The following is a 22,405-nucleotide window of genomic DNA, read 5'->3' as shown; positions in this document are numbered from 1 at the left end:
AACTAATAACTAATAACTAATAACTAATAACTAATAACTAATAACTAATAACTAATAACTAATAACTAATAACTAATAACTAATGACTAATGACTAATGACTAATAACTAATAACTAATAACTAATAACTAATAACTAATAACTAATGACTAATGCTTTTCACCCAAAATAGCATAAACCACAGTCTCTTCTTTTTTCCCGCGCAATTGAATCGAGCCTACTTTTTGGCCTTCGTAGCGATCGCGCACGTAAGCAAAAGTCCTCGCCGTCACCAATAAATTAAAAGGACTGTCAGAAACAATTTCCTTATTCATCGCCTCCAATCTAGCAGCAACATTGACAGCATCGCCGATCACAGAATAATTCAAACGCCGGGAACCGCCGACGCTGCCCGCAACTAACTGTCCGGTATGCAAACCAATACCAAACTTAATTAAAGGTTTGCGTTCACTTCTAAGCTGCTGATTAAGTTGGTGCAGCCGTTCGTGCATCGCAATACAAGCCGCAACTGCATTCAAAGCATCTTGTTGAATTTGTCGATATTCGGTATGGCAAAAAGGTACCCCAAAAACTGCCATAATTGCATCACCGATGTATTTATCTACAACACCGCCGTGATCCATAATACAGTTAGTCATCGCTTCCAAATAATTGTTCAACCAGGTGAGCAAATCTCGCGGTCGCATTTTTTCTGAAATCGAAGTAAAACTACGAATATCCATAAACAGCACCGTTGCTGTAAGTTCTTGAGGTTCAAGTTCTCCCTGTTCAAATATCTCAGCTTTGCGTTCCCAAATAAGCTGAGCTGTCTCCGGAGCGACGTGCTTTTCAAATAACCTCATCAACTGCTGTTTTTCGTACTGTTCCCGCAGTTGCAAAGCAGTGCCAGCTAAAATGAGAGTGCCGATAGGTGCAGCAATCGGAACCCACCAAAAAAAGAAGCCAAATAGCAAAGCAGCAGCCGCAATCCAAACAACAGGCAAACCGAGAGCGATCGCAATTCTTTCTTGAACACCTCGTTTGTACAGAACCAAAGCGGTAAGCGGGCCAATACCCAATAATAACAAAATTTCTAGCAGTACCGGCAGCCGCTGCAGCAAGCGTTGATTGAGCAAATTGTCAACCAATGCTGCATATAAATAAACCCCAGCCGTAGTCTTGTTGAGAGGTGAAGATATGGGGTCTAAACCCGTAGCAACTATGCCAACTAAAACTAACTTATTGGTCAGAGCGTCTGCAGGAATCCTACCTTCTACCACATCAACAAAAGCATAGGTAGATAGATTTTCTGTTTTCCCCGGCCAGTTAATCCAAACTTTTTTTTCCTGCTTATTTTTTGACTGTGGAAGCAATACTGGATCTTCGGGGTTAACAGCATTGTACCTGTGAGTCATGGCTAAACCGAAATTAGGAATGCCGTTGAGAAAAATTTTTGACTCGCGGCTAATACCGTCGCTATCGGCTTCTTGGCTGATGTGGCCGACACCTGCGGCGGCTGCTTTTAAAGATGCTACGGGTTCTTCTTTGAGGGTTCTAGGGAGTACAACTTTGCCGTTGGCGGTAATTGCCGCGGCTAAAATATCATCTTTAGGGCTTGGATCGAGGAAAAGAATGTCAAAACCAACGGCTGTGGGGGGGGATTTTTTGAGCGCTTCTAGCAGTTGGGCATAGCGGTTGCGAGGCCAAGGAAATTTACCGTATTCCTGCAAGGAATGCCGTTCGATCGCAATTACCGCAATTCTTGAGTCCCATCCGGGATTTGGCAAAATTCCCGATTCTCGAATTTGAAATAGCGTTTTGTATCCCAAATATTCAAGGGGTTTCCACATTCCCAATTGCAGGATCACTACAGACATGATACCTACTACTGCTCCTGTCATCCAGGGAGGGTTTGTGGCTATATAGTGCCGCAGGCCGAGCAGTTGATTTTGTTTGAGATGATCGAGCCATTTTTTGAACTTCATGCAATTAATTTTACGCAATCATTGACATTAGACTCCGATTTTCGATAAGAGTTATATCAATCCTCAATGAGTCGTAATTTTTTTACCCCATCTCAACCCTCCCCCGATCGAGGGGAGGGAGTAAGAAATTCACAAATGATGCGAGGATTACTATATATCAATTCCGGTTGCACTCCTAGGGATTGTTAATTTTTGACAGTTTACTCTTGACTCGGTATCTGAAAACTGAATAGTTGAGTGTTAACTGTTGACTCAATTTGATTATTTAGATGCAACCGGAACCCCTAATATAGTCATGAAGTTTTACAATACCGTAATGGCGAAAGGTTAACGCCAAGTTTCTTTATTTTGACTAATCTGTTGGGCATCTAAATTATATTTGTAGGCGGGCGGGACACCTCACAATAATTGCATTAAACTTGACTTTAATATTTAGACGCGACTGGGCTGACGAAGTTTCACCGCGAAATGCTTCGCCCCTCTACGAAATAATCAACTCAAATAAGACTTACGATCTAACTTACTTCCTCAGAGACTGCCCGCGCACTTTACTCGCGACGATATGTTTTTTAGGGAACTGCGAGGCTATAATGCCGTTCTGTGATTGACGGGCCTCGGACTACGATTTTGAGACGGCGGCTTGGAGGTAAAATTCCTTGGATTTTGAAGTTGCCATTTCGATCGATCTTAATCGCTTCGCTGTTGACATAAATTATGTCGATCGGGTTAATTTGACCGCTGAGGTGATAGATATTGCCACTGAGTCTCAACAACCTGCGGACTTTGAGTTTAGCTAGGCGAGGGCTGGCTGAGGGCGCCACGGGCGAGGTTTGAGGGAAAATTGTGGTGGCGTTGCCACTGTTGACAACTACTTCCGAATCGATGTTGCCGGATACTACGACTGCACCTTCAATAGTTTCGACGGCGGTTTTGCCGCCACCGACGCTGACGCCAAATGATGTGCCGCGAACTCCGGCAACGCCTTCTGGGGTTTCAACCCTGACTGGGGCGGTTTTGGCAGAACTTTTTTGTTGGGCAATTTGACTGGATTTGCCGAGTCCGCTGAAGGTATTGAGGGCGACTATTTGGTTTGGGGGGATAATTGTTGAGGTGTTGGCTGCGGGAGTTGTCGCAGCAGTTTTGCCGATCGACAACCTCACTCGCCCCCTGCTGACAAAAATCACTGTGTCTTTTTTGCCACCTGCACTGCTTGACAAATTCGATATTCTGACTGCGGTTTTTTCGGCCACTTCCACGATGCCGGTGTGGTTGTCGATGCCTAAACGGGCTGTGGAATCGGGGCCGGTGATGATTTCGTCTCCGGGGGCAAGCAGCCGATCGCCCACAACCGCCGGCCGCCCTTTAAAGCTGACTGTACCGCGAATTTCTTCTATTTCGAGCGATCGTCCGGCCGCTGTTCCCTGGGCGTTTATCGTCTCTGCTGGGGAGGAATTAGCCGCCACTGTTGCCGGATTTGTTGGAGATTTTGAGGCTGTTGGCAGTGCTGGCGGTCGATCGACTGAGATAATTTTAGTAGGGTTCGACGGCTGTTTGGGGGATGGATAGAGCGGACTGGCGATCGTCGCACGACCAAGCGCCAGACAGGCGAACACAGCTAACGACAAACTTAGGAGCGGAATTTGGGTCGAGCGGCCACAGGTAAAAATTTTATTCATAATTTCAATTTTGTCATATTGAAGTTTCTAGACTTCCTTTCCTGTATCAGACACCCTAAATCCGGCAATAGTTATACTTTTTATGCCGTAACACAGCAGCAAAAATAAACTTTCTCAGCATGAGATTTTAGCATTAAATCTTTTTTTATTGTCAGATTGTAGTAAACTGTTACAACAAGACTGTTTACTACAATCCGACCTTCGGAAAATTTTGCAATCCAGACTCCAAGTGCTTTACAGCATTGATGTTAGCCAATATCAACGTTAGAAATAGAAGATTTATATATAGCAAACCTAAAATTAATTACTGCTTCTGAATGCCTTTTGGCTTCTGCCGGAAGGATGACTAATTGGAAATAAATCCTGTAGTTGTGGCAATGAATAAAAAGATTGTTTTTGCGAAGGGATAAAAAATAATTATCTCCGTGGTGCGCGAGACTCTGGAAGTTGAGCTTGCCGCTGTGGAAGCTGATGAGGCAAACCCAAGCGAATCCGGGTAGACGATCGACAAACTCCGACTAGAATACCGTTTTTTAGGGAAAGTTGGTGGAAATTTCGATGGAAAATCATAGTGAGCGATCGCTTGCGGGTGTTGCTGTTCCGAAGTAGACGCCAAACTGTAAAATAAACGGTTGTATATAGGTTATATAGAGCAGGAGAACAATTTCAGTGGCAATAGAAGTAGGTCAGAGAGTGAAGGTGCGCCGTCTCAGAGATCGGATACCTGCCAATATAGTGGGCAAGATAAAGGAGAATCCAGTAGGCACTGTTGACGGATTCAAAATGGTTGACGGTAGCGGAGTAGGCGTGGTTGTCAAGTTTGATGGTTTTGCGACTTGGTTCTTTGAAGATGAGCTAGAACCCGTTTAACAGATGTAGAAGGAAGAAGGAAGTTCGGCAACGGATTCGCTCGACGGATGTAACGGATGTAACGGATGTCAGTCCGATGGAAGAAGGAAGAGGAAAAATTTTCCCAATTCTTCCCCTCTCCCACTCTCCCACTCGCCGACTCTCCTCTTCCTCCACTCTCCGCCCTCCCCCACTCTGGCTGAAGGTTGCGCTTAAATGTTAAAGAGTAAGCTTTGGCAGTGAGAACAGAAAATGGCTTTGATTTTGACATTTTTGGGCAAAGGCGGCACTGGCCGCAGTACGATCGCGATCGCAACAGCTAAAAAATACGCGGCTCAAGGCAAGCGAGTTCTGCTGCTCGGCCAAGATCCGGGCCCTGCATTGGGCATCCTGCTAGGGACTCCCCTGACTCTCAGCCCCCAGGAAATCACCCCCAACCTCAAAGCTGTTCAGGTGCAAAGCGCGCCGCTGCTAGAACGCAGGTGGGACGAAGTTAAACAATTAGAAGCTCAATATGTCCGCACTCCGTTTTTCAAGCAGATTTACGGTCAAGAATTAGGAGTGTTACCGGGAATGGACAGCGCCCTGGCGTTGAACGAACTTCGGGAATACGAGGACAGCAAACAATACGATGTAATTGTTTATGACGGCAATGGCGGCATGGATACGCTGCGGATGCTGGGAATGCCGGAAATTCTGAGTTGGTACATCCGCAGGTTCCGTCAAGCTTTGGTAGATTCGGATTTGGGGAAAGCGCTTTCACCTTTTATTCAACCGGTTGTCAGTACGGTGTTGACGGTGGATTTGTCGGGAGACAATGCTTTTCAATCGACTAAGCAAGTCGATAATCTTTTGGATAAGGGTAAGGAAGCGCTGGCAGATCCGAACCGCACGGCGGCTTTTTTGGTGACGAATGGGGATGCAAGCGCGATCGCAACTGCTCGCTATCTTTGGGGAAGTTCTCAACAAGTTGGTTTGACTGTGGGCGGTGTCATTGTCAATCAAGCACCGGTTACAGAAGCTATTACTGCCGATTTTGAGCCTTTGACGGCTGTTTCGGTTCCGGCGCACAGTGACAATAATTGGCAGCCGCTAATTGATGCTTTGCCCGATTTTTCGGAGGCAGCAAAAGCTCCTAAACCCATTAACATAAACATTGCACAGCGTCAAGTTAGTTTGTTTTTGCCTGGGTTTGACAAGAAAGAAATTAAATTGATTCAATCGGGGCCGGAAGTGACGATCGAAGCGGGCGATCAGCGGCGCAATATTTTGCTGCCTCCGGCGCTAACTGGCAAGTCTGTTACTGGTGCTAAGTTCCTGAACGGTTACTTGATTATTTCTTTTTAGGGTAAGGAAGAAGGTCCTCTAAGAGATTTTGACACGGATACAGTGATGAATTATCGAGTTCTCTAATATCATGTCTCGCTGATTCGCGATCGTATAATTTGTGCGATCGTAAGGGCGGGTTTCACAAACCAGAATCGCCGGAAAAAAACCATCTCGAACACCCGCCCCCACCCAACGAACAATCGAAATTTACATTCAGATTGGCCGTGGGGCGGGGGCGGGTTTATTTATCCTTTGAATGATTAGCCAATATTTCTGGTTAACCCCGCGCCTACGAAGGACGGAATTGATATCATTTACAATACAATATTATTAGCAGCAAATTTGGGGAAACAGCAATGGTTACACAACTGCAATCTCCCGACAAATCAAATATTATCTATCCCGATGACAATGGAGAACCAATGTCAGACAATACTGAGCAATTTAGATTAATCGTTTGGATTAAGGAGAATTCCGAACTATTATTTGCGAATGACCCGAATGTTTTTGTGGCAGGCGACTTGCTTTGGTATCCCGTTGAAGGAAATAATAAACTTTGCCAAGCACCTGATGTGATGGTAGTTTTTGGTAGACCAAAAGGTTATCGTGGTTCGTATCAACAGTGGAATGAAGATAATATTGGGCCACAAGTTGTGTTTGAAATTTGGTCGCCTGGAAATAGGCCAGCTCCAATGATTCAAAAGTTCAAATTTTACGAACGTTACGGTGTGGAAGAATACTATTTGTACGACCCCCAAACATTAGAATTGACAGGATGGCAGCGGGTTGAGGAAGAGTTAGAGGCGATCGAACAAATAGACGGTTGGATTAGTCCCAGACTGGGGGTGCGCTTTGGATTGTCTGAAACCGGACTCGAAATGTTTGGGCCGTCGGGAGAACCGTTTGTGAGTTTTGTGGAACTCGCTCAACTGCGACAGCAGGCGGAAGCACGGGCACAGCAAGCAGAGGAACAGGCTCAGAATGCACAGCAACGGGCTACTGAGGCAGAAACTTTGCTGGAACAAGAACGATCGCGATCGCAAGCTTTAGAATTAAGACTCCGAGAAATGGGAATCGACCCCAATGAATTGTAATGGCAACTCCTGCAAAAACCCGGTTTATTGAAGAAACCGGGTTTTTTAAGAGAATTACCTAACTTTTACCGTTACCGTTTCCATTGCCGCCAGTCGTTAGCAAAACCCGCTTAGCTAAAGGTTCCGGCACTTCTTGCAATCGATCGAACTCCCAATTAAAAAATCCTACTCCCATTGTCTGCGATCGCAATTCTACGATCAAATTCTGCATTTCTGCGACCGGCAAATAAGCAGAAACTGCATCCCATCCCTTCCAGCCTTTTTTACCTTCGTAGCCGAGAATTTGGCCGCGGTGTCCGCTGACCAACTGCAACACCTTTGATGTACACTCGTTCGGAGCGCAAATTTCAACTTTGGCGATCGGCTCCAGCAATGCCGGTTCGCACTTGGCCATTCCCTCCTGCATCGCCAAACGCGCCGCTTGCTTGAAAGCTTGTTCGGAACTGTCCACAGAATGGTAGGAACCGTTCGTCAGCGTCACCGCTACGTCTACCACCGGGAAACCCAGCGGGCCGCGGTCCAAATACTCGCGCACTCCCACTTCCACGCCGGGAATGTACTGTTTTGGGACGACGCCGCCGACTATTTTGTCGCTAAAGGTGAAACCTTCTCCGCGGGGCTGCGGTTGAATGTCGAGGTACACGTCGCCGAATTGTCCGTGTCCGCCGCTTTGGTGTTTGTAGCGCCCGTGGATGGAAGATGCTGGTTTGCGGATGGTTTCTTTGTACGGCACTTGCGGTAAGTGAGTTACCATCGGCAAGTTATACTTGCGGCGCAACCTGTCTAAGGCTACTTTCAGGTGGATTTCCCCTTGACCCCAAAGTATAATTTCGTGAGTGTCGCCGTGCTGTTCCCAGACTAAAGATGGGTCTTCTTCTCGCAATTTAGCTAAAGCGGAGCTCAGCTTAACTTCATCGTTGCGCTTTTCTGGGACGATCGCCAGTGCGTAGACAGGCGGGATGATTTCGGCTTTTGGCAATTCTTCCGATCGGTCTAGGGCCAGCGTATCGCCTGTTTTCAGGCCTTCTAGCCTTCCCACAGCCACAATTTCCCCGGCGCTGACGGACTGCAAATTTTGCGTTTGCTGGCCGGTCAAGCGGTACAAACCGTTAACTCGAACCCCGTTCAAAATTGCTCCGTCTGCCAGCGTCCCCCGCCACATTCTCACTAACGATAGTTTGCCTCCCTGCGGCGTGTAATAGGTTTTGAGGATTTGAGCCAGAACTTTGTTGTCACTTAGTATAATGCCGCGGCGATCGGCTGTAGTTTCGGGTGTCGGCGCTTCCCTCAGCAAAGCTTCCAGCAGAGGCCGCACGCCGAAATCTTGTTCGGCGATGCCGATGAATACTGGCACAATTAAATCTGCGCCTAATTCCATCTTTAAATCGCGGGTAATTTCTTCGGCGTCGGGATTGATTTCTTCGAGCAATTCTTCGAGTAAATGGTCGTCAAAATTCGCCAATTCTTCGAGCATTTGCTGCCGCGCTGCGCTTTCTTGTGCTTTGAGGTGTTCTGGAAGCGGGACGGGATCTGCGGCGGCGCCCGGATGGTAGTGGTAAGCTTGTTCGGTTACTAAGTCGATAAAACCGATGATTTGTTCGTTTTTGCCGATCGGATATTGGTGAGGTACGATCGGTCTGCTGGAAACGGATTTGAGCGCGTCGAGCACGTTGGTGAAGTTGGTGCCGCAAGTAGTTTCGTCTGTGCAAGCGCGATCGATCTTGTTGATGAAAACTAGGTGGGGAATTTCCCAATCGTCGAGGAATTTAAACAGGGGTGCGAGGGTTAAAGTGCGATCGGCAACGGGTTCGCAAACTATTATCGCCGCATCCACACCAATCAGCGCATTGTAAGTTTCTTGGACAAATTCTACCGAGCCCGGACAGTCGAGAAATGTGAAGCGGACGCCTTGATATTCAGCGGTGGCGGCGTTTACTTCTACGCTCATTTGGCGATCGCGCGCTTCCGGCGAACTATCACCTATTGTGTTGCCATCTTTGACATTTCCTTTGCGGGTAATTGTCCCTGTCACCGACAGCAAACTTTCGAGCAGTGCGGTTTTACCGCTTAAATAAGGGCCAACAATTGCAACGTTCCGCGTGGCCCCAAGGACTTTTTCGTTCATATTGCCTCCAACAGAAAACTTGTTTTCCATTGCTCTTGGTGCAATCTGTTCTATACCATTTTCTAGACTTTTTCTAGGTTAATTTTTATTGCATTTTCGAGCAACTTCTGGTTTTGGTATGATTTAATACTTTTGACGCTAGCGTATTTTGAGTAACGCAAACACAAATTGTAGTTTTTCTTAATATTTTTATTTTTTAACCGCAGAGAACGCAGAGAACGCAGAGGAAGAGAAGAGAGAGACTAATAATTCCGATGAAGAGCGGATTTGATATCACTCTTCCTCTGTCTCGATTGGTCTAATTTCTGAGCAGTCGCAAACCGCTTAAGGTTACTATTACTGTAGATCCTTCGTGACCGATGACGCCGAAAGGCATGGTGATATTTCCGAAAAAGTTAGCCGCCAATAACAGCACAATGCAACTGAGTGCAAAAACAATGTTTTGTTTGACAACTTTTTGAGCGCGACGACCCAAACTAATTGCTTTAGCTAGTTGCTCTAACTTATCTGCCATTAATACGATGTCAGCCGTTTCTAAAGCAACGTCGCTGCCGGAAATTCCCATCGCAATGCCGACGGAAGCTTGAGCGAGGGCGGGGGCGTCGTTGATGCCGTCTCCTACCATTGCTACAGTTTGATACTGGGTTTGCAGTTGTTTAATTGCCTGCACTTTGTCTTCCGGCAAAAGTTCGGCGTACACTTCATTAATGCCTAATTGACGGGCAATGTTTTGAGCTGTTTGCTCGTTGTCGCCGGTTAGCATAATTATATGTTCTACGCCTAATTTTTGCAAGCGTTTTACCGTTGCTGCTGCTTCGGGGCGCAGGGTATCTGCTACTGCAATGATTCCCAAAAGTTGCTCGCCCTTTGCCACCCAAACAACTGTTTTACCTTCGGCTTGCAACTGCTGGCTGATTTGACTCAATTCGGAAGTTGCTTCGACAAATTCGGCTTTACCAATGGCAATGATTTGATTGTTGACTTTGCCGACAATTCCTTGACCGATTTTTGCTTGTACATCGGTAGCGGTTGACAATTGTAACTGTTGCTGCTGGGCGGCGCTGACTATTGAAGAGGCGATCGCGTGTTCGGAATGAGCTTCTAGGGCTGCCGCTAATTGCAGAACTTCTGTTTCAGTATATCCGGCTGCTGGTACAATTTGGATAACTTCAGGTTTTCCCGTGGTGAGAGTTCCGGTTTTGTCAAAGGCGATCGCCCTGACTTTACCAATCATCTCTAATTGCGCGCCACTTTTAAACAAAATCCCCTGTCTCGCCCCGTTAGCAATTCCCGAAAGCAGCGCCGGCATAATCGAAGCCATCAGCGCGCAGGGGGATGCGACTACTAGGAAAATCAGCGCCCGATAGATTGTCTCTTCCCAATTCCAGCCCAAAACAAAGGGCGGCAAAGTTGCCAGAAGTAAGCCTAAACAGACAATTAATTTGGCATAACCGCGCTCGAATTTTTCCACAAACATTTGAGAAGGTGGCGCTGCTGTTTGCGCTTCTTGAACCAGCCGAATCACTCGCTTAATCAAGCTGCTTTCTGGAGTTTTATGAACTTCGAGTTTCAGCGCGCCGGCACCGTTAATTGTACCTGCATAGACTTCATCGCCCCTGGTTTTTTCCACGGGCATCGATTCGCCGGTAATCGAGGCTTGATCGATCGCACTGTAGCCTTCAATAATTATCGCATCTGTGGGGATGATTTCTCCGGGCTTGACTAAAATGTAATCGCCAATTTCCAATTTGTCGATCGCCACGAACCGTTCCCCGCCGTACATTACCACCCTAGCAGTATCCGCAGTCAAACTCATCAAACTGCGGATGCTGCGTTCAGTCCGCTGCATAGCATAACCTTCCAGCGCGCCGCTAATAGCAAAAATCAAAATCAACACCGCACCGTCAACAATTAAATGATATTCTTGCCTCCACAGCCCCAAACCGGCCGCGCCCAAAGCAGCGACAATCATTAACAAATCTACATCTAATTCGCGTTCTTGAAAAAGCGTAGTTAAGCCTTCGCGGGTACTGGAATAGCCGCCGATAACATAAGCCGCGGGCAAGATTAACACGGCTAAACCCAGCCAGCCCAATTGCAGGGCTAGCGAACCCAAGATTACTAGAATTCCGCACAGGGCGGCAGTCACAGCATCTGGGTGTTCTTCGGCTAACTGGGAGAAGCGAGAAATTGACAGAGAATTGGGAGTCATTGGGGAAATTTGATTTGGTAGAATGACTCCTGTAGCCTAAACCTTGACATTAATGTCAATGTCAAGAGTAAAACCAAACAAAATTACAAAACTCAATAACCATCCATACCCATCTGCGTCCATCCGCGTTTATCCGCCCATATCTGCGGTTAAAAAATCCCATGCAAGAATACCTGACAATCAAACAACTTACAGAAGCGGTAAAAGGCACAATTACCCCTCGGATGGTGCGACATTATCACGCTTTGGGGCTGCTATCTCCGGCGGTGCGATCGACCTCTAACTATAGATTGTATAGCCGCAGCGATGTGCAAAGACTGCAAAGAATAGTCGCACTCAAGCAGCAAGGCTTTCAACTGTCTCACATCCGCAAACTATTAGAAACAGACGCGGATGCTTCGCCAGACGCGCTGATGGCGACTCTGCAACGGCAATATCTGTCGGTAATTCAGCAAATTGTACGCCTCAGAGAAACGGCTTCGGCGCTGGAAGGATTGCTGGGGCGGGATATTTCTTGTCAAGCGGTGCAAGCGGACGCACTGGCGCAATTAAGGCTGTTGCAGGCGGAAACTGAGGGGGGGTTGGATGAGTTGGAACAACTTTGGGAGGGTTGGGATGCGGGGGCGCACACTCACCCGGAGGATTTTGGGGAGTCGTTGCAGCTTTTGTTGCCGGATTTGCCCGATCGCTCGGAAATTGAGGTAGACTTGCTTTCTAAACTGGTGTTAGCTTGCGGAGATTGTTCGCTGCTGCCGTTTGTGAAGTTGAGCGAAACGGCGATTCAATCGGCGCGGGAAGCTTTGAAAAATCAGTGTCAAATTGTGGCTGATGTGCCGCCTGTTTTTGCGGCTTTGGATGGGACTAGATTGGCGCATTTAGGAACAAGTATTGAAACTTTAATTGATGATCCGCACATCAATGCTGCGGCGGAAGCGGAACAGGAATTCTGGCAGCAGGGTGAGTGGTTTGAAAAGTTGTTGAAACTGGAAAAAGGATGTATATTGGCGATCGGATATGCGCCGTCTGTGCTGATGGCGGTTTGCGAGGCGATCGAGTGCGGGCAATTGCAACCGGCTTTGGTAATTGGTATGCCGATCGGTTTTAGTCATTCTCCGGTGGCGAAACGGCGGTTAGTGCGATCGGGCGTTGCTTATATTACGACTGTGGGAACTTTTGGCGGCGGATTGTTGGCGGCGGTTGCTTTGAATGCTTTGGTTGAGTCTTTGATTGAAAAGCCGAATTGTCATTGTCATCTCAAGTGAAGATGGGATTTAGGTTTATGGTGGTTTAATTTGTTTTTTGCTGCTTCCTCTCAATTCCGGGTGCGCCGGAATCATATCAAATCCGCGCTTCATAGTCCGTCCTGGTAAAGTCGAGTCAAGCTGCCAACAAATATCAGCGCAATTTTCAGTTTTTCGAGTCACCGTCAACAGTCATGTCTCAGTGCAACCGCACATGATATCATTCCCGATTTAGTTTCAATCTTTGATAGGGATTTAGGTTTATTGCAGCGCGCTTGGACTTTGTTTCAATCCCTGATAGGGTTTTATGGTTTTTCCGACTATATTGTCCGAGGCGAAAGCCTTCCAATACAGGGTTTCAAGCCTTAGATCGGGAAATATGGTTTTTCCGACCTATCAACAGCAACAGCCTAGAGTTTGCTAAAAGTTTCAATCCCTGATAGGGTTTTATGGTTTTTCCGACTGGATAGACTCAGTTTGATTTTGAGCCTGTTGCAAAGTTTGCGTTTCAATCCCTGATAGGGTTTTATGGTTTTTCCGACCCGACGCCTCCGACTGTATAAAGACAAGTTCCGTGTTTCAATCCCTGATAGGGTTTTATGGTTTTTCCGACTAATGTTTTAACAATAGGCACAAACCAGACTTGAGTTTCAATCCCTGATAGGGTTTTATGGTTTTTCCGACTCCCCCCACTAAAGTTAAGGACTACAGTTAAGGTTTGTAGTTTCAATCCCTGATAGGGTTTTATGGTTTTTCCGACCGTTAGCAACAGGGGGGATATCAAGCTTATGGGCGTTTCAATCCCTGATAGGGTTTTATGGTTTTTCCGACCGAGCGCATACGCGCATACCTTAAGGAAGCACAAAAGTCAAGTTTCAATCCCTGATAGGGTTTTATGGTTTTTCCGACTTGTTACGGTGTGCCGGGGGGGGAATTTTGTACGTTTCAATCCCTGATAGGGTTTTATGGTTTTTCCGACTTTAGATTTGAAATCATCTGGGTCAGGAGGTTCGTTGTTTCAATCCCTGATAGGGTTTTATGGTTTTTCCGACGTGCCGATCGAGTCCGGTTTAAGTCCGGTTGCTGTTTCAATCCCTGATAGGGTTTTATGGTTTTTCCGACCGCTTCAAAGAATTGTGCAATAATCCCTCTTATCGTTTCAATCCCTGATAGGGTTTTATGGTTTTTCCGACCTGCTAGCACTTTCATCATCTGTACCAATTGGAAACTACACGTTTCAATCCCTGATAGGGTTTTATGGTTTTTCCGACTATCATAACTGAATCACTAGGGACAGCAAAATTAAGTTTCAATCCCTGATAGGGTTTTATGGTTTTTCCGACCATAACTGTAGAATCTTCCGATCCGAATATAGTTAAGTTTCAATCCCTGATAGGGTTTTATGGTTTTTCCGACGCCGCCCAAAAATTTCCGATCGATATAGTGCAACCGTTTCAATCCCTGATAGGGTTTTATGGTTTTTCCGACTTAACCCGTTTTTTTAATGCTTGAGAAATATGCCGTTTCAATCCCTGATAGGGTTTTATGGTTTTTCCGACTCTGTGAGTGCGATCGCTGCGTTCCTGTCGCTCGTTTCAATCCCTGATAGGGTTTTATGGTTTTTCCGACGCCGTGCTCCAACAACTCTACTACTGCCTGCAAGTTTCAATCCCTGATAGGGTTTTATGGTTTTTCCGACCTCGCTGTTCGTGGGGGTCGTACTCGTTGATGGCAAAGTTTCAATCCCTGATAGGGTTTTATGGTTTTTCCGACTTGACCCAAAAGCTTTTAAGAATTCCCCGCAGTTCTTGTTTCAATCCCTGATAGGGTTTTATGGTTTTTCCGACGCTTGTTGTTGCTGTTGTGTAAAAGTGCGTACCAGTTTCAATCCCTGATAGGGTTTTATGGTTTTTCCGACAAGCAAAGGAGACACCTATGAAGCAACCACCCATCTGTTTCAATCCCTGATAGGGTTTTATGGTTTTTCCGACCAAATGGAACCTGCCGCTTCTCCAAAAAATCTTGGTTTCAATCCCTGATAGGGTTTTATGGTTTTTCCGACTGATATTCATAATTTTCCATAACTCTGATCGGATTTGTTTCAATCCCTGATAGGGTTTTATGGTTTTTCCGACTTTTTATATTATTAAAGGGCATATCTGTGACAGTTTCAATCCCTGATAGGGTTTTATGGTTTTTCCGACGACTAGCATTGCAGCGGACTACATCCTGAAAGGGCCTCGTTTCAATCCCTGATAGGGTTTTATGGTTTTTCCGACCTGTTAGGGCTTGACGGCAAAATTAACGCACTCGGTTTCAATCCCTGATAGGGTTTTATGGTTTTTCCGACGGTATTACCCACGAATTCATAAAACCAAGAAAAGGGGTTTCAATCCCTGATAGGGTTTTATGGTTTTTCCGACTGTTCCTCGTCTCGAATTCATCCCACCCCAAATTAGTTTCAATCCCTGATAGGGTTTTATGGTTTTTCCGACAATAACGAGTAACATAGAATCAGAGCAGCAAGTTTGTTTCAATCCCTGATAGGGTTTTATGGTTTTTCCGACGCACTAAAGTCCCCATGCCATTCTCGCCGTTTGCGGGTTTCAATCCCTGATAGGGTTTTATGGTTTTTCCGACTTTAAAAGGATTATATTCTATTTTCAAGCCATCGTTTCAATCCCTGATAGGGTTTTATGGTTTTTCCGACTTTTCGGCAAATTGGTCAGGAGAACCGAGAACAGAAGTTTCAATCCCTGATAGGGTTTTATGGTTTTTCCGACAGCAGTGTTAAGTAAAGTCTGAATTTGTGTTTGAGTGTTTCAATCCCTGATAGGGTTTTATGGTTTTTCCGACTTTGGATACTGGAAGGGGGAACGACAGGGTATACTGTTTCAATCCCTGATAGGGTTTTATGGTTTTTCCGACTTTAAATCTTTCTTTTCATCATCGCGGTCAGCACCGGTTTCAATCCCTGATAGGGTTTTATGGTTTTTCCGACTTGCTTAAAACTATACTAATTATAAACAATATAAAGGTTTCAATCCCTGATAGGGTTTTATGGTTTTTCCGACTGTTAGTCGCTTGTTTCGGTCAATCAAGCACCACGGTTTCAATCCCTGATAGGGTTTTATGGTTTTTCCGACGGCTATAATTAAAATGTCGAATCAATCTTTCTTGCGTTTCAATCCCTGATAGGGTTTTATGGTTTTTCCGACTTGATGTGTTTGTGCTGGCAGTCTTGTCTCGCCAAGTTTCAATCCCTGATAGGGTTTTATGGTTTTTCCGACTTAAATGTGACTTGATCCGGCGTTTGTCCGGTGTATCTAGTTTCAATCCCTGATAGGGTTTTATGGTTTTTCCGACCTGTTGACGATCTCCGATTGTTTCACCGGAACCCAGTTTCAATCCCTGATAGGGTTTTATGGTTTTTCCGACTCTTGTACTTGAACCATCTTTCTTTACCACCTAAAAAGTTTCAATCCCTGATAGGGTTTTATGGTTTTTCCGACCATGGTGAAGGGAGAACACAAGCGCGATACAAGCGCTGTTTCAATCCCTGATAGGGTTTTATGGTTTTTCCGAAAACCAGTGCTAAAGTATATCTAGACTATATCAGGTTTCAATCCCTGATAGGGTTTTATGGTTTTTCCGACTCGTAGTGAAGGGGTAGTGGCGGAGGGGGATCTGGGTTTCAATCCCTGATAGGGTTTTATGGTTTTTCCGACATATTTCCGCTTCCGATGCCACGGAACTATCACCTAAGTTTCAATCCCTGATAGGGTTTTATGGTTTTTCCGACCGGTATTGTTATATTGGTGGCGGGGATGGTTAGGTTGTTTCAATCCCTGATAGGGTTTTATGGTTTTTCCGACTCTAGATTTAGATAGTCCTTGTTCTAGTCATGAAGTTTCAATCCCTGATAGGGTTTTATGGTTTTTCCGACAATGTCTGGTTAGTGTCCGGTTGCTGTCCGGTTCGTGTTTCAATCCCTGATAGGGTTTTATGGTTTTTCCGACACGAACCTAAAACCAATCCGCAGCAAATCGTATAATGTTTCAATCCCTGATAGGGTTTTATGGTTTTTCCGACCTTGAGTCCGACAGCAGCAACTCGCCAGTCAAGGGCATTTCCAAGGTTTCAATCCCTGATAGGGTTTTATGGTTTTTCCGACACGGATTGAGTTACCTGTTACGGGGACTGATATCTTGTTTCAATCCCTGATAGGGTTTTATGGTTTTTCCGACATAAGGTGCACTTGCTCAAACAAGAGCAGGAACGCGGTTTCAATCCCTGATAGGGTTTTATGGTTTTTCCGACTTAAAGATGTTAATTTGACTATCCCCGCCACCAATATGTTTCAATCCCTGATAGGGTTTTATGGTTTTTCCGACCAGTTGATGAACGCAGAAGCGGAAGCGCAAAAAAGTTTCAATCCCTGATAGGGTTTTATGGTTTTTCCGACATTCTCAAGCAATCTTATGAGGGTTCTCTTCAAAGTTTCAATCCCTGATAGGGTTTTATGGTTTTTCCGACATGATCATCATCATCATCAGATTTTCTATATTCCCGTTTCAATCCCTGATAGGGTTTTATGGTTTTTCCGACACCCGGCGAATCATCTGCAAGCATTCATCCACGCCAACGTTTCAATCCCTGATAGGGTTTTATGGTTTTTCCGACTATCTGCAAGCTTGCCGATCGCGTCATTGCACTGGACGTTTCAATCCCTGATAGGGTTTTATGGTTTTTCCGACTAGGCAACCAGTCGGAGTCCTCACACTTGAAGGGGGTTTCAATCCCTGATAGGGTTTTATGGTTTTTCCGACAATTTTCCGCATCATAAACAATCCTTATCAGTTTCCAAAGTTTCAATCCCTGATAGGGTTTTATGGTTTTTCCGACACGCTTTCCACTGGGAGTTTAATTCCCATGAATGGGTTTCAATCCCTGATAGGGTTTTATGGTTTTTCCGACATCCGGTTCCCCCGATCGCGGCGCAAGTAGCTTTCGTTTCAATCCCTGATAGGGTTTTATGGTTTTTCCGACCCTGGAAGTCCTTATACGTGGGGGGATGCGACTCGCGTTTCAATCCCTGATAGGGTTTTATGGTTTTTCCGACTCTTTGTCTGCATAGTAGCTGGCAAAGTCTTTTTCTGAGTTTCAATCCCTGATAGGGTTTTATGGTTTTTCCGACAGCCCGTTCCAGAAGCTTTGCTGTATTTGGTTTTCAAGGTTCATTTGCGTCTGCATAAAACAAAAGTACCATTTCAGCCTTCGACTTGTCAATACCCAACTTTTCATACAGCCCTCAAACCCTTATCCTGCATAAATTTCAGCAATTGCGTCTACCATTTTTAAGCTGGAACTGCCTCTAACCGTTACAGGATCTACATTATAGCCCCAAAAATTCACCCCTCGATTTTTACACCTACTCCCAGACGCATTTTCCACCCAAAAACAGACACCAACCGATCACCACTTCCCCAAAGCCCCCCAAACAGTACCCGAAACCACCCCCCAAATCGCCCCCAAACCAGCCCCGACGATCGCCCCCGCCACAGGCCCCAACTCCACCGGCACCCCAGCGCTAACAGCCGGAAACATCGCAGACACCCCCGCCCCCAACACAGCACCCGCAAAAGTACCCAAAAAACTGCCCCAAATCGCCCCCAAAGCCCCACCCTTCACCCCCGAAGGCTGAAACGAAATCGGCAGCTTCGGCGAAAACCCGCACAAACCCAACAAACCCCCAGAAAGCACACCCCCAACAGAACCCACACCAGCCGCCACGATCGCCACACCCAGCAACAAACCCGCAAACTCATCCACCGGCCGCATCTGGACATTGTACTGCTGCCAAACCACTAACCCAGACCCCAACAAAACACCAGCCAGAGTCCCCACAAACGAGCCCCAGACGGCCCCCAAATACCCTCCCCGCCGGCCCCACACCCTCCCCACCGGCAGCGCCAGAGGAGGCCGAAAACTCGCCCAAACACAGCCCCAGACAGCCCCAACCCCCGCCCCAGCCAAAATCCTCTCGCCGATTCCCGGATTGCTATTAATTGCCCCAAACACCGCACCGCCGATCGCCGCCAACAAAAAAGCCCCCCAAGCCGCCCCCACCAAAACTCCGCCCCACTTCCGCCAAATCTGATTCGGCGCCAAAGTAAAAACGCCCCACATCATCCCAAAAAAACAGCCCCAAATCGTACCAACAAAAATCGCCCCCAAAATAGCGGCGCCGCCCTCAGCTATTACCGAATAAATCCCCCCGATCGCCGCCAAACACAAACTGCCCCAAACACCTCCCCAAGCAGCATCCTGAAAAATGCGCTCAAACTTGCCCACAGGAACCCGAGGCGCAGGAGTCCGACTCCGAGAAGACATCGGCATAGGCAGCAGCGGCACTGCGTACTGGCCGAGTGGGCGCGGCAGCCCCGTGGAGGGCTGTTGCCGGCGCACTGCGGGCTGCATCGCGACGGGCGGCGGTTGGGGCTTTTTACGCTTGGTTTTCGCGGGCTGCAAGTGCAATCCGTTGCTGACTGCTTGCCGCGAAGGAAACGGATCGCGCCCTTTCAGGAGTTTTGCCCGATCGCACCAAGGGCACCGACTGAGGTGATTTCCGTATTTATGCTGACTGTTTTTGCTGCAAGTTATCAAAGCATCTTCCGCTTCCCGAATCGCATTCACCCAAGTTTTCGCATCCGGGCGCGCCGCAGGATTGCCGTGCCCTTCCTCAAAACAGCGGATAAACATCTGCCGCAGCCGCGGATGCAGCATCTCGAAAGGAGGCGCAGCGGGCATCGGGCGGTAAGGAATCCGCTTCGTACCTGTAGGGAAATGGCCCGATCGAATTCTCGCTTCCAAAGCCGGCGGTTCGTCGCTACCGAGATAAACTCCCGAAAACGGGTGCGTACCTTCCATCAGCAATTGAAAAATTAATACAGCTAAACCGAACAAATCGTGCTCTGGAGCTCGATCGATATCGCGGAAAGTCTGGCCCTGCAACTCCGGCGGTGTAAACTCGGGTTTCCCCACGGGACACCGATAAACGTAACCCGTATAAGGATCGCGCACTTGAAACGAATCCGTGTCTACCAGCGTTACCAACGCCGTATCCGTGACGAGAATGTTCGACTCGTTTACGTCGCCGATGACGTAACCCCTGACGTGGAGGGCATTTACAGCCGAGGCAAGATTTCTGGCGGTACGGTGGAGGTAAAGATAGCTAAATAGAGGTTTTTGTTCGCGCCTGGTTTTGGGAGTGTAGAAAGTGTGTACCGGCATCACTTTGTTGACGCGCGGCATCACAAAACCGACAATTTTTTCTCGCCCGCCCACAGTATGCAGCAAATCGATCGGCCAAGCAATGGAAGCGTGTCCCGGTTCCGCGATCGGCGCATCCGGCGGCATACTGAACATGACTGTGAGTTTGTCTCCGTCTTCGTCTGTCGGTTTGTGGTAGATTTTGGCTACAAGGGACGAGTCTTGGGCGATCGGGTAGATGCGACCTTCACCCCCACTGGCGATCGCGGTTTTGGTGTCGATCGCAATCAGTTGTCCGCTAAATTGGCGCTGCAACTGCATAGAATTCCGTTATGGGATACAGGATTTGGAAGCCATGACTCAATAAACTTGACTTGCCCATTAAATCTTACCTTTGTTATGACTTAGGCACCGGTGAGGAGAGACCGGGTTTTTCACCAAAAGACGTGTTGCAAACCGCAGATTCGGTAAAAAACCCGATGTCTTGGGGGGAAGTGGTTAAGCCCTTTTGCTGTTAGTGGGATGGGCATCCCGCCCGTCCATCGATTAGTGGAATGGGCGTCTCGCCCGTCCGCGCTATCAAAATTAGATGTGAACCAGCTTCAAATCCACCGACAATAACAACATTTTATCCTCAATTTTTTGTCTGACGGCCGGTGTCACCTGACAATTATCGCTGTTGAGGCATTCCACCAGCAAGTTGTGGGCATAGTAATACTGTTTCAGCAGAGTTTTCTGTTGGGGGCGAAAGTCTCGATTGTAGTCCATCGCAGTTTTGAATTTTGCCAGCCAGCAGCTACCGCACTCTTTGCGCCACTTTTTCCAGTTTTGCAAATCAGGCATCTCCGTCTGAAATTGTGCCAGCAGTTGTTTGAGTTCGGGTTCAATATCCAGGGCCCAAATGCCAACTAAAATACCCGCCACATCATTATCAAAAGCCAATTTCAGAGACTCGTTAACATCTGCAAATTCTACATTTTTTCCCGCCTTTGCCAAACAATTCCGCAACTTGCGAACTTTCGATCTATCAAACTTCAGACTCGGATCGAGGACGCGAGTCAAAGCCAAATCGAACACGCAAACTAAGGCAACATAAAAAGCACGAATCTCGACGGGTTTGAAATTCCTTTGCACTAACTGAGACTTGTGATTGGCCCAGATTAGCAACTGCTGCAAAGTTTCATCTTTAGCCGCCATACTGTCTAATTTTTCTTGCATCAGCAGCAAAAGTTCGTCAGCCGGTTGCAAAATGCTGGCAACTCTCACAAATTCATTTTTCCACTTTTTGTCGGTAATTCGGCTGACTAATTCTGGCAGCGAGTCAGGGTTGGCACTGTCAATCACATATTCTGGTTGAGTTTCGCTTTCCTCTAGCAATTCGTCAACTGCGCTTTTGATAAAGTTATCCACCAACCAGTCGCGGGTACGCGAGAAATTGCTCTCCAACTCTAGGTAATGACTGCCTAATTTTGCCTTAAAGTCTTTAGGAAAAATCTTTTTAGCCACTAACATATTTTTCCAGCGAGTTAGCTGGCTGGCGTTGCGTTCGGGAAAGCGGTTGTACAAATAGTCGATCGCGATCGCCTCTAAAATATCCGCACCCAGGATTTCCCGACGCTTCACCTCGTTTTCTGGACATATTTTTTGCCGCGGCCGAGTTGGATCCAGATGCTGGCTAACCCTTGGTTCAATCAAGTGTTCAATCAGCCAGTTTCCCCCACTGGAAAAATCGCGATCGAACTCCAAGTAAATCGCGGCAAACAAAGCCTCAAAACTTTCTGAAAAAGATATAGTGTACTCGCTTTTGTCTGTTTCTTTCCCGTTCCGTACTAGCCAACTAAGTTCGTTTAATTTCAAGTTTTGTGTGAATTCCGCAGTTTTTTTTGAGTCTGCTAAACGAGCTTTTAAGGTTGAGATAGCATCTGGGTCGAGTTCTGGATGTTCGCGGTAGAGGTAATCGGTAACAACAGCACCGAAAATCGCTCCCCCTAGGAGTGACAGCCGTTTGTACTTCACCTCTTGCCAAGCGGGAGACTCCTCGGGGCGATCGGAGTAATAGCTGGTAGAGTAACGGCAATTTAAGGCGATTTCCAGCAGTTTTGTCTGCTGAAAGCTGGGAATGTCGATCGCTGCTTTGACTGCTTCAATATCTACATTTTTATGTTTAATTCGCTCTAATTCTTCTTCACATTTACCCCACTTTTCCAACCAATCACCGCCCGCATCTTCCACATACAAATCTACAAAATCTACCCCGTGATTCATCCATTCATCCTGCATTTTTCTGGCTGCTTCCAGTTCTTCCCAGACTTTTTGCAAGTTATTTTCAACGGTGTGTGTACCTTGTACAGTCATAGTATTTGATTTTGATGTGTTTTAATTTTATTTCCAACAATTTCACCGCAATTAAATCAAGTCTCAATTCAATTTAGGCCGAGTTGCTAGTTATTTCACCCGATTGATTGCTGCGGTAAATGTTCCCATTGCTTAGCCTTCGTATCAAGCACCTCTTGCCACCGTCTGGCACACCCCTCCCGGAAACAGAAAAGGGGAGGAAAAATCTTGGTCTGTTTTCCCTTTTCCAGAAGCAGGCTGGGGGTTAGGTTTTTGGCATTGTCGAGAATTATGCAATATGTGAGTTAG

At 46.7% G+C, this 22,405-nt stretch carries 10 protein-coding genes and 1 CRISPR repeat array; of the genes, 4 read left to right on the top strand and 6 right to left on the bottom strand.

Annotated features, from left to right (window positions below):
* Positions 1–149 precede the first annotated feature (149 nt).
* Complete coding sequence (locus tag QUA33_RS03825) at positions 150–1,964, bottom strand: adenylate/guanylate cyclase domain-containing protein (protein ID WP_333146603.1); 1,815 nt, start codon at positions 1,962–1,964, stop codon at positions 150–152.
* A gap of 569 nt (positions 1,965–2,533) precedes the next feature.
* Complete coding sequence (locus QUA33_RS03820; protein ID WP_333146600.1) at positions 2,534–3,640, bottom strand: FecR domain-containing protein; 1,107 nt, start codon at positions 3,638–3,640, stop codon at positions 2,534–2,536.
* Positions 3,641–4,309: 669 nt separating this feature from the next.
* Here QUA33_RS03820 and petP point away from each other — a divergent pair.
* From petP to QUA33_RS03805, 3 genes are all read left to right on the top strand, one after another.
* Positions 4,310–4,510: a cytochrome b6f subunit PetP gene (petP, locus tag QUA33_RS03815; protein ID WP_333070922.1), complete on the top strand. Its 201-nt coding sequence runs from the start codon at positions 4,310–4,312 to the stop codon at positions 4,508–4,510.
* 231 nt (positions 4,511–4,741) lie between these two features.
* On the top strand, positions 4,742–5,836 hold the full coding sequence (locus QUA33_RS03810) for a Get3/ArsA fold putative tail anchor-mediating ATPase NosAFP (protein ID WP_333146598.1): 1,095 nt from the start codon (positions 4,742–4,744) through the stop codon (positions 5,834–5,836).
* Positions 5,837–6,174: 338 nt separating this feature from the next.
* Positions 6,175–6,912, top strand: coding sequence for a Uma2 family endonuclease (locus tag QUA33_RS03805; RefSeq protein WP_333146596.1), 738 nt, complete (start codon positions 6,175–6,177; stop codon positions 6,910–6,912).
* Positions 6,913–6,970: 58 nt separating this feature from the next.
* On the opposite strand, the gene QUA33_RS03800 is transcribed toward QUA33_RS03805, so the two are convergent.
* Both QUA33_RS03800 and QUA33_RS03795 read right to left on the bottom strand, forming a co-directional pair.
* Entirely contained in the window at positions 6,971–9,037 is a 2,067-nt protein-coding gene (locus QUA33_RS03800; RefSeq protein WP_333146594.1) for an elongation factor G, read from the bottom strand.
* Between the two features lie 298 nt (positions 9,038–9,335).
* Positions 9,336–11,249 carry a heavy metal translocating P-type ATPase gene (locus tag QUA33_RS03795; protein ID WP_333146592.1) on the bottom strand — a complete coding sequence of 638 codons (1,914 nt, stop codon included), beginning with the start codon at positions 11,247–11,249 and terminating at the stop codon, positions 9,336–9,338.
* A 161-nt stretch (positions 11,250–11,410) separates the two neighbouring features.
* Between QUA33_RS03795 and QUA33_RS03790 the strand changes: the two genes are divergently transcribed.
* Positions 11,411–12,511 carry a precorrin-8X methylmutase gene (locus tag QUA33_RS03790; protein WP_333146590.1) on the top strand — a complete coding sequence of 367 codons (1,101 nt, stop codon included), beginning with the start codon at positions 11,411–11,413 and terminating at the stop codon, positions 12,509–12,511.
* A 405-nt stretch (positions 12,512–12,916) separates the two neighbouring features.
* A CRISPR array of direct repeats spans positions 12,917–17,687; the repeat unit is 37 nt; unit sequence GTTTCAATCCCTGATAGGGTTTTATGGTTTTTCCGAC.
* A 278-nt stretch (positions 17,688–17,965) separates the two neighbouring features.
* On the opposite strand, the gene QUA33_RS03785 is transcribed toward QUA33_RS03790, so the two are convergent.
* Together QUA33_RS03785 and QUA33_RS03780 are read right to left on the bottom strand one after the other, a co-directional pair.
* Entirely contained in the window at positions 17,966–20,083 is a 2,118-nt protein-coding gene (locus QUA33_RS03785; RefSeq protein ID WP_333146588.1) for a DNA-binding protein, read from the bottom strand.
* A 264-nt stretch (positions 20,084–20,347) separates the two neighbouring features.
* Entirely contained in the window at positions 20,348–22,117 is a 1,770-nt protein-coding gene (locus QUA33_RS03780; protein WP_333146586.1) for an NACHT C-terminal helical domain 2-containing protein, read from the bottom strand.
* Positions 22,118–22,405: the final 288 nt, after the last annotated feature.

The sequence above is a fragment of the Microcoleus sp. Pol14D4 genome (assembly GCF_036701245.1).
Classification (GTDB): Bacteria; Cyanobacteriota; Cyanobacteriia; order Cyanobacteriales; family Microcoleaceae; genus Microcoleus.
Note: the sequence above shows the minus strand (reverse complement) of the source record. Positions and strands in the feature narration are given on the sequence as shown.